8 protein-coding genes, 1 tRNA gene and 1 pseudogene are annotated in these 9,066 nt (G+C 39.0%); 6 read left to right on the forward strand and 4 right to left on the reverse strand.

Going from position 1 to position 9,066, the window contains the following annotated elements; genetic code table 11:
* Positions 1 to 422: 422 nt before the first annotated feature.
* Positions 423 to 507: transfer RNA gene (locus ACFILO_RS04410), tRNA-Leu, on the reverse strand.
* 221 nt (positions 508 to 728) lie between these two features.
* Between ACFILO_RS04410 and ACFILO_RS04415 the strand changes: the two genes are divergently transcribed.
* A complete protein-coding gene (locus ACFILO_RS04415; RefSeq protein ID WP_375677901.1) occupies positions 729 to 1,334 on the forward strand; it encodes a YqaA family protein in 606 nt (201 codons plus the stop codon).
* Positions 1,335 to 1,346: 12 nt separating this feature from the next.
* Positions 1,347 to 1,919 (forward strand): disulfide bond formation protein B, encoded by a 573-nt coding sequence (locus ACFILO_RS04420; RefSeq protein WP_375677902.1) that lies wholly within the window; start codon positions 1,347 to 1,349, stop codon positions 1,917 to 1,919.
* Here the strand turns inward: ACFILO_RS04420 and ACFILO_RS04425 are convergent.
* Positions 1,899 to 2,051 carry a hypothetical protein gene (locus tag ACFILO_RS04425; RefSeq protein ID WP_375677903.1) on the reverse strand — a complete coding sequence of 51 codons (153 nt, stop codon included), beginning with the start codon at positions 2,049 to 2,051 and terminating at the stop codon, positions 1,899 to 1,901. The genes ACFILO_RS04420 and ACFILO_RS04425 overlap by 21 nt on opposite strands.
* A 164-nt stretch (positions 2,052 to 2,215) precedes the next feature.
* Here ACFILO_RS04425 and ACFILO_RS04430 point away from each other — a divergent pair, with 164 nt between their 5' ends.
* Positions 2,216 to 2,740: a type II toxin-antitoxin system PemK/MazF family toxin gene (locus ACFILO_RS04430; RefSeq protein WP_375613249.1), complete on the forward strand. Its 525-nt coding sequence runs from the start codon at positions 2,216 to 2,218 to the stop codon at positions 2,738 to 2,740.
* Positions 2,741 to 3,800: 1,060 nt separating this feature from the next.
* On the opposite strand, the gene ACFILO_RS04435 is transcribed toward ACFILO_RS04430, so the two are convergent.
* Positions 3,801 to 4,013 carry a hypothetical protein gene (locus tag ACFILO_RS04435; RefSeq protein ID WP_375637788.1) on the reverse strand — a complete coding sequence of 71 codons (213 nt, stop codon included), beginning with the start codon at positions 4,011 to 4,013 and terminating at the stop codon, positions 3,801 to 3,803.
* 270 nt (positions 4,014 to 4,283) lie between these two features.
* Positions 4,284 to 4,946 carry a hypothetical protein gene (locus ACFILO_RS04440; protein ID WP_375677904.1) on the reverse strand — a complete coding sequence of 221 codons (663 nt, stop codon included), beginning with the start codon at positions 4,944 to 4,946 and terminating at the stop codon, positions 4,284 to 4,286.
* A 1,071-nt stretch (positions 4,947 to 6,017) separates the two neighbouring features.
* On the opposite strand from ACFILO_RS04440, the gene ACFILO_RS04445 reads away from it, so the two are divergent.
* The 3 genes and pseudogenes from ACFILO_RS04445 to dut (ACFILO_RS04455) form a co-directional block, all read left to right on the forward strand.
* Positions 6,018 to 6,827 (forward strand): VIT1/CCC1 transporter family protein, encoded by an 810-nt coding sequence (locus ACFILO_RS04445; RefSeq protein ID WP_375611594.1) that lies wholly within the window; start codon positions 6,018 to 6,020, stop codon positions 6,825 to 6,827.
* 259 nt (positions 6,828 to 7,086) lie between these two features.
* A complete protein-coding gene (gene dut / locus ACFILO_RS04450) occupies positions 7,087 to 7,617 on the forward strand; it encodes a dUTP diphosphatase (protein ID WP_375631979.1) in 531 nt (176 codons plus the stop codon).
* A 136-nt stretch (positions 7,618 to 7,753) separates the two neighbouring features.
* Positions 7,754 to 8,278 (forward strand): annotated as a pseudogene (dut, locus tag ACFILO_RS04455) (dUTP diphosphatase); the annotation flags it as partial.
* Positions 8,279 to 9,066: the final 788 nt, after the last annotated feature.

Consider the following 9,066-nt stretch of genomic DNA (forward strand, 5'->3'; position numbering starts at 1 on the left):
TGCGTGTTTTAAAGAAACAGCTCTCAAAACCCTCAAGCCCATTTTGCGACAGCACCTACAAGAATATAAAATCTATAGAGCACCATCTCTACACTTCATAAAAGTGCAAGCAGGCACCCCCCCATCCATCATACACTTTAACCTCCAATGATGCCCTTGAAACGGCATAAGAGGCATTTTTATTCATTTTTTGTAAAATTTCACTCCACGCGAGCTCATCTAGCTTGTAACGTACAAGCGACATGATTTTGGTTGATTTACTACAAACAGACTTGAAATGAAAGAATCCTAGGGTATTCGAGGTTTTTCATTCAACATGCAAAACATTGAACACGGTCTATAAATCCCACGTTTTATAACCCCCCATGTTTTATAAAACAACGTGATGCGCCATAACAGGATAAAGGAAAATATTTATGAAGTGGTGCGGGTGGTCGGACTCGAACCGACACTCCTCTCGGAACCAGATTTTGAGTCTGGCGCGTCTACCAGTTCCACCACACCCGCACACTGCTATAAAAGACAGGACTATAAAAGACAGACTTGTCGATTATTCCTTTGCACTATATGAAGAAGAACAGATTCGTCAACAGAAGACTTCTCATTTTTTAAGAATTCATATCATTTTCTTATCTATTTTATGAAATACTTTCTTTATTGGATTTCTCTACCGGATTTATAGCAATCTCATTTGTAAAGTCTTTACCTCTTAAACTTATAAAAGCCTCATGATATTAAACAAATTAAAGCTTTGGACGATTTCTTTAGCAAATCGGCGTACAGCACCACACTGGCTTGGTTTCATTGCCTTTATTGAAAGTTCTGTTTTTCCAATTCCCATAGATGTTTTATATATTCCGATGCTTCTTATCCATCAAAAGCAGGTTTATCGCTATGCTTTGATTGCGACAATCTGTTCTGTATTAGGAGGCATTGCCGGTTGGTTTATCGGACATTTTGCCTATGATACCCTTGCCAAACCCATTTTAGAAATTTATGGTAAGGTTGAAAGTTTTGAATCTCTGAAAAATAGTGCAACCCTGCAATTTCTAATCATTTTACTGATAACATCAGGTTTTTTTCATCTTCCCCCCATCAAGATTGTCACAATTTTGGCCGGTGTTATGAGTGTACGTCTTGAACTTTTCATGCTTATTTGTATTTTTTCTAGAGGCGCTCGTTTTTATCTTCTCGCGTGGCTGATTAAACATTTTGGACAAAAAGCAATGAATTTTCTAGTACAGCATTTCAAATGGATTGTTCTCATTGGTTGTGTTAGCCTCCTTTTAATTTATGGGATTTTCATAGCTTTTTTAAACAGGAAGCTTTTATAAGGAACAGACTTAATGGCATGCGTTTTGTCTTCTCACCCACTTTTACACAAACACCTTCATCTTGAACCCAGCAGAAAAGAACAAAGTTTATGGGCTTTTTTTCTCGCTTTTTGCTTGTCTGCCACAATAGGGATTGCCCTTGGTTTTGAATATTTCGGAGGATATCTTCCTTGCGATTTATGTCTCATAGAGCGTTTTCCTTATTATGGAGCCATACCATTTTTGCTCTTAGCAGGTTTTGGAGCATGTTTTTTTCGCATAACTGCTTGGATACAACTTTTATTTTTTTGTGTTTTTGTCTTAATGTGCATCAGCCTTGTTTTAGCCGTTTATCATGCGGGTGTTGAATATGGCTTTTGGGAAGCTCCCCTCAGCTGTGGTTTAAGCGCAGTCAGAAAAACCTCAGACATTAACCAGCTGCTTAACCAATTAAACAACATTCATCCCCCTTCTTGTTCTGAAGCATCCGCACGCTTTCTTTTTCTCTCATTTGCCGGTTGGAATGTCGTCTCAAGCCTATTTTTCTCCCTTATAAGCCTCTATATTACTTCAAAAGGGCTCCTTTCAATCCATAAAAAACTCTAACCATAAAATAGAAACGAAACCGCGTGCACTCGTTCTCTCCAATCGCTTCCCCCTAACCAACACCCCTCCAATCACCAATCCCCACCCAAAACCACCCACCGCCAAACCAACCCACCCACACCAACGAGTCACCAACATCCCTCCTCTAGCGTTGTACTCAAAAGACAAAAATAAGCAGATACATCCATTTTATGGTTTCACCTCTCTGTACTTATAAGCAACATTTTGATAAAAACTCGTGATAGAAAAGCCGTAAAATAATAAGTGAGGGGACCAATAAATATAAATGGTCTGCTATGGCTGAAGATAAGAACACAGAGCCTTCTACCCTATCACCTATTTCCTTAGATATAACCAAACTTGAAGAACCATGTGTTATGATGGAACATGATCATAATGCATGGCGCGAGCATATAAAAGAAAGGGATTTAAATGCGCCTTACGAAAAACCACCTCATATAAAACCACGAATCAAATCGGCACCACGCATCAGGCAAGTTTTTTGGTGCGATTTTCCTCATGATTCGATACTCCCTGAATTTTGGAAAAAGCGGCCTGTTTTAGTGCTTTCTAAGAATGCAAAATTATATGGAAATGTGACAGTTTTACCTTTTTCAACGAAATCACAACCCAATAATCCCGCTGCGTATCCAATACAATCTCCTATAGAGAATAAAAAAGCATGGATTATCTGCAATTATGTCACAACAGTTTCTGTAAGTCGTTTAAGTTGCTCACGTACCGTTCCAAGATTATCCTGCGAAGATTTTCATAAAGTTGTAGCTCTGATGCTCAAATATTTACCGCATTTACACTATTGACTTTTGAGAAAAATAAGTGTATCTATATCACCATACACGGCATCAGTAATGGTGGCCGCTTCCCCGCAAGGGGAGATAGGAACGAAGGAGTGGGAAACCGCTCCTTTCGTCATTTTTGGTATTTTTTTGAAAACTGCCATTTTTTGCAACCTTCCCTAGAACATATCCAACATTCATTCTCCACCGTTGTTGTTTTGAAATATCTGCGATTTGGGATAAGCAGAAGACAATATCCACACCTTGGATCCGGTAAAGTTTCCCATGGAGATTACCGAGATATTGTACATACTTATCATTTCATTGCACAAAAAATCGTGCTGCCGTTGCTTAAACTTTATATGATTTTCCGCAATAAGAATATCTTTCCAAGATTGAAAAAAGCTTCGCTTTATATGACCACACCTCAAACGATCGTATTTGACAAAATAACAAAGAAAATTCTGTAGTAAAACAGAAATCAACACCCAACCGATTTCTATCTCTTCACCAATAACAATTGTTTATTGCCCTAACCGCATTATTTCACCTGTCACACGACCCAACATAGCTTTTGCAGATAGACTTTCTTCCTCTTCTCCTAGAAACGATATATTAAGCTATTTTGGGATTTACTGCTAAATTGCTTATGCTTGCACTTTGAATACCTTTTTCTCATTATACAAAAGGTAGATAAAAAAATAATTTCGTTTATCAGCTTTATTTTAAAGACACACCTATTTTTACAGGATACGTTCTCCTTTCTATCAGCCCTATCACATTTAATACACTTGTCGTTTCTAAACATGAACAACCAAGCATCACAATGGAACAATAGACACCCATCACTTTCATGGGCACTTGCATTGACAAGAGATAAACAAGAGCATTGATCACCACACACGGAGCAAAAGTCTATAGCGACTACGCCATAGACTTTCGCCACGCACGGGTTATTCTTAAAGCATATTTATGATGAGATAATCATTTATGACATCATTTTTGTTACGCCACAGAACGGGTTTTGCTATTGTACAAATTTTTCAAGAGAAATCCTCACTCGCTCATAGATGACAAGATTTCTTTATGGAGAAAGCGTATGGCGCTCAGCTTTGACCTTTTCCATAACAAGGATAAGTTCAAATTTTAACCAACACGACAATACACCTATTCTAAACGATTTACACACCACCTCATCAGCAACAGGCTGCTCCAATATCGGTGTATTTATCGGTGCATTGACTTGAGGATTTTTTGCACTTCCACGCACCGTAAAAAAAGAAAATATTTTTATCATTTTCAACTCCATTTTAATTGATTTGGATTTTAAAAATGACCAAAAAAATCAAACAAAAATAGAGAGGTAAGTTACGAAAACTACAGGGTAAATTTTACTGCCCCAAAATGTCTATTTTCCCCCGCCTGAACAGTCAGAGGAACACTATAAAAATTATTTTCATTGAAAAACAATTACTTATAATCTAGGGAAGAAAAGTAAAAATCTCCCCCAGAAAAAGAGATTATCTTCAAAATTATCAAAAAAAGCAGCACAATTTTAGTGATCTTTTTATTTTTTTTCTTTTGATAAAAGAGAGCTGGCAGGTGTCTTAGGAGCCCCTCCGGTAGGTTCCCAATTCGCAACAGCCGCTAATTCCTCAATGAGCTTCTCTCTTGGTAAATTATTATCATCCACCAACTTGTACTGAACGGCATGTTCACTAAGCCACTTTATAAGCGTTCCTTTAACAGTTTTACCACCCTCAGCCTCACTCACCGCTTCCCATGCCGCAACCACCGCCGCAAGCTTTGGAGCATAACGTGGATTCGTTGGATCTTGAAACGCATATTTTTGATCCTTAGTCTCAGCAGAATCATCCTCAGGGAAAAAAACTTTAGGTCTCTTACCACGCGATGAAAGCCATTCTTTTAAATCATCAACGCGAACATATGAGGAATCTGCATCTATATCACCAAAAGGATCATACGACCATTCTATCTTTAATTGATTGCTTTTTCCCGCTTGAACGATAGCATGATAGGCTGCACGGAAATTAGCAGTATTTTCTAATGATACGCGACGGTTACTTTCGTAAATATCACCTTTTTCTGGTTCTAATTTGTTGAAAAACAGACACTTTCCTGGATTTAATCCAACTATTAAAAGCGCTGCCTGCAGTATTGTTAGTTTTTGAGAACGTAAAAGCCATTCTATACTTTCATCAATTTCCATATATTCCCCGCTTTTTCTACGAAACTTAACATATTTTTCAAAATGCTAAGAGCAATCTCCTTCACTACACAGAGATTATACTCCCCTCATATTGCACACTTATCACACTTTTTAACAATCCCACAACCACCCCCCTCCTTGTGATACACAAGAAAATGATTTGAATTGTTTCAATATAAGAACTTTTGAAGTGAGAGGAATCCTACTGAATTTTGGGCTTTCATGCAAGATATCAGGCAAGTTACAAGGCAATAAATGCCCCTTCATAAAGGGTAAATTTTTATGCGTGATCAAATAATTTTATATGATAATACTCTGTCATTTATGCACCCCCACCCTTAAACCTGCCCCTGCAATCACAGCACAAAAGATAATTCGTTACACGCTAACAAATCCACCTAAATGCAAAAGCTGTAACAACGCTAAAATGCGCGTAAATATCATAAGAATACTGTCTTACACCTCCACAAGCAGAATGAGTGGCGTAAAACTGTACAATAAAATGCCATGCCTATAATGAACCGTGCTAAAGACTGTCGCAACACTGGGAGCTAAGGTGTATGATGATGCCGGCTTGCTCTTTTATGAAGCGTAAAGATTAAGAAGACTCAATGGAGTTTATATTATTTCATGGAAATTTTGCCGCTCCACCCTTCTATACTCTTCACGGGGGCCCCCTCGCGAAATGGGCTTTTATCCCTTGAATAAAGATCTCCTTTAAAGAATCATTTCAAATTCTAAGAGCTGACAGTCTTTTGAACGCATCGAATGAATGATGATGCTAGCTTATTCCTTTCCTATATTCTCGAGCATCAATACATTGAAATGCTCCATTCAAACGCCCCTTTAGCAAAATAAAGCACATTGTCTCTTAAATTTTTTCACGTAATCATTTCTTTCATGCGCCCCTGTCGTCTCCATTTGATGAATCTCCTTGTACTTTCTCAACATCCCAGCACCTTTTTTCTCAGTGCAACCTTTTTGTAATTTGTCAGTTTTTAACTTTTAGATTGACTTTCGGTTTATTTTTCTTATGTTTTAGAATTATTCTAAAGTGCAGAGGAACAGAAAATGTTGAGATCGTTTTTTTCATTTGTACAACGTAAAGCTCTGTCCTTTCGTTCAGCACAAAACGTGATACTTAAAGCGCTCAAATTAAAAGAGCAACATGCGGCGCTCTATTTAAAATATGCAAAAGCTCTAGAACCTTATTCCTCTAAGGAAGCCGCGGTTTTTACCGCCATGGGGCTTCAAGAGCTTAAAAATTATAAGCAACTTTTGTGCCTTTCTTGCCATAATCGTGCAAACACTATCGGTTCATTATGTGACAAAACTTCTCTTGTGAAAGGCAAGAACCGCCATCCCTCCCAAAAAACAACAGCGGCAAATCACACCATAAAAAAGCCTTCGAAAACGCAAAGACAAACACTTTTGACTTGGATTCAACCAGGTCTTGCAGGGTTAATGGATGGCTCTGTCTCTACCCTTGCCCCCATTTTTGCCGCAGCTTTTGCCACGGGAGACACGCATCAAACTTTTTTGATAGGGCTCTCAGCTTCAATTGGTGCGGGACTTTCAATGGGTTTCACAGAAGCAGCCCATGATGACGGAAAATTATCAGGGCGTGGTTCGCCATTAAAAAGAGGTCTTGCCAGCGGCATTATGACAACATTAGGAGGACTAGGTCATACTCTTCCCTATTTGATCAACTCTTTTTATGTAGCGACAATTATTGCTTTTATCATTGTTTTTTTTGAACTAGGCGCCATCGTCTGGATTCAGAACAAATTCATGTCCACTCCCTTTTGGCGCGCCTCTTTACAGGTTATCATTGGGGGAGCTCTGGTTTTTGCCACGGGTATTCTTATCGGTAGTATCTAAAAAATCTTATCTGTAACCATAATTTAGATCTCAAATAAGCGCATGCCCCTAGGCATAAGCCATCCTTGATGATGCCATTATTGAAAAATGCCATTGATAATGTTAGGTGGTGTTGTGGAATATTTTAGGTCAGCCAAAGATGATAAGCAAGCTCTGGGGACAACCTATATCCACACACCTTTATCGACTTGGTTTTATAGATATCTTTTGTTAAAGTATCATTTTCTTCTAGACCTCATATTTTGGAAATGCCTCGATCATGTCGCACACTGAAACAAACGTCCCTCTAAACAACCATCCTGTCTCTTCTCAATCTTCACATGCCCAGACTTTATTTGTTCAGCGTCTTGCACACGGACAAGGTTTAGAACTTCCTTGCTACGCGACAGCAGGTTCTGCGGGTCTTGATCTACGGGCAGCAATTGGAGAAGAAGAAACGCTTGTTCTTGCCCCCGGGCAGCGGGCACTTATTCCAACAGGTCTCATTTTTCATTTATCTCTTGGGTTTGAAGCACAAATACGTCCACGCTCTGGCTTAGCCTTAAAACACGGCATCACATGCCTCAACACTCCAGGAACGATTGATAGTGACTACCGTGGTGAAGTCAAAGTCCTTCTTATCAATTTAGGACAAGAAGACTTTTCAATCCAACGGGGCATGCGCATTGCCCAAACAGTTATCGCCCCCGTATCTCAAGTTAATGTTTGCGCCATTGAACCAGAGCAAAATACCCAAAGCCATAACGAGAGCCGTGGAACAGGAGGTTTTGGTTCAACAGGACACACTTAAGAAGCTCTGAAAAATCGCTATCCTTAAAATAACACACACACTTATTCCAACCACTCTTTCACTTAAAACCCCTTGGGCTTTTAAAGTACACAAGGAGTGCGCATTTGCTTTCAAAGTTTTTTCACTAAACGCCCCTCTAAACAAGTATCCTTACTCTTCTCCTGTCTCTTCTCAATCTTCACATGCCCAGACTTTATTTGTTCAGCGTCTTGCACACGGACAAGGTTTAGAACTTCCTTGCTACGCGACAGCGGGTTCTGCGGGTCTTGATCTACGGGCAGCAATTGGAGAAGAAGAAACGCTTGTTCTTGCCCCTGGGCAGCGGGCACTTATTCCAACAGGTCTCATTTTTCATTTATCACGTGGGGCTTGAAGCACGCATCCGTCCACGCTCTGGCTTAGCCTTAAAACACGGGCATTACATACCTCAACACTCCAAGAACGATTGAGTGTGACTATCCGGAAGTGAAGTCAAACTCCTTCTTAATCAATTTAGGCCAAGAAGACTTTTCCATTTAAACGGGGCATGCGCGCCATTGCCCAAACAGTCATCGCCCCTGTATCCCAACTTAATGTTTGCGCCATTGAACCAGAGCAAAGTACCCAAAGCCATAACGAGAGCCGTGGAACAGGAGGTTTTGGTTCAACAGGACACACTTAAGAAGCTCTGAAAAATCGCTATCCTTAAAATATAACACACACTTATTCTAATCACCCTTTCACTTAAAACTCCTTGGGCTTTTAAAGTGCAAAAGGAATGCGCATTTGCTTTCAAAGTTTTTTCACTAAACGCACCTCTAAACAAGCATCTCTCAATTACGTCTCGTGCACTATACAAAACTTCATTATCGCCCGATACCCCTCCCTCATAACAAAAAAATTGGCATTAACCATTGAGCGTTCACACACTGCTTGTAATGTCGACAATCTATACATCATATTGATTTATAATAATAATGAATTGTCTTTCAACTTAAATGAGAAATCTCAATACTGTAAGATTGTTTTATGGCAAGCCTATTTATATTAAATCAATCAAAAGCATGTTTCTCACATTCCAAACGTGGCTAGCATGCAGATAAAAACTGGAAAAATGCCTATAATGAATACGTGTCCTAAACACTATCGCAACATTGGGAAAAAAATATAAATACGGTAATGGTGCTCGCTTGCTCTTTTGTTAAGCATAAAGATGGTGATGTTTGATAGATTTTTTGATTATTTTACGGGGGCTTTACGGTTATACCATTTATGGATAACATGTAAGTTTTATGTAAAAATAACTTGCTGTATTTATACAGCTTTTTTACAGTGAGGGACGCGTAAATAAAAGTTAGGGAATAGGATTTTGCAACACGTCTCTTAATGATTGCGAATCAAGAGTTCTTTTCTGGGTGGTTTTTTAGCAAAACCAGAGGTCCAAAGGGTCTCTAATTCTAAAAAGTCAAA

It is taken from the genome of Bartonella sp. AP72JLCBS (assembly GCF_042195705.1).
Taxonomy (GTDB): Bacteria; Pseudomonadota; Alphaproteobacteria; order Rhizobiales; family Rhizobiaceae; genus Bartonella.

Excerpts from the sequence above, each read along its gene's own strand:
- ACFILO_RS04415 (WP_375677901.1), top strand. The coding sequence starts at position 729 with ATGATATTAAACAAATTAAAGCTTTGGACGATTTCTTTAGCAAATCGG.
- ACFILO_RS04420 (WP_375677902.1), top strand. The coding sequence starts at position 1,347 with ATGGCATGCGTTTTGTCTTCTCACCCACTTTTACACAAACACCTTCAT.
- ACFILO_RS04430 (WP_375613249.1), top strand. The coding sequence starts at position 2,216 with ATGGCTGAAGATAAGAACACAGAGCCTTCTACCCTATCACCTATTTCC.
- ACFILO_RS04435 (WP_375637788.1), bottom strand. The coding sequence starts at position 4,013 with ATGATAAAAATATTTTCTTTTTTTACGGTGCGTGGAAGTGCAAAAAAT.
- ACFILO_RS04440 (WP_375677904.1), bottom strand. The coding sequence starts at position 4,946 with ATGGAAATTGATGAAAGTATAGAATGGCTTTTACGTTCTCAAAAACTA.
- ACFILO_RS04445 (WP_375611594.1), top strand. The coding sequence starts at position 6,018 with ATGTTGAGATCGTTTTTTTCATTTGTACAACGTAAAGCTCTGTCCTTT.
- dut (WP_375631979.1), top strand. The coding sequence starts at position 7,087 with ATGTCGCACACTGAAACAAACGTCCCTCTAAACAACCATCCTGTCTCT.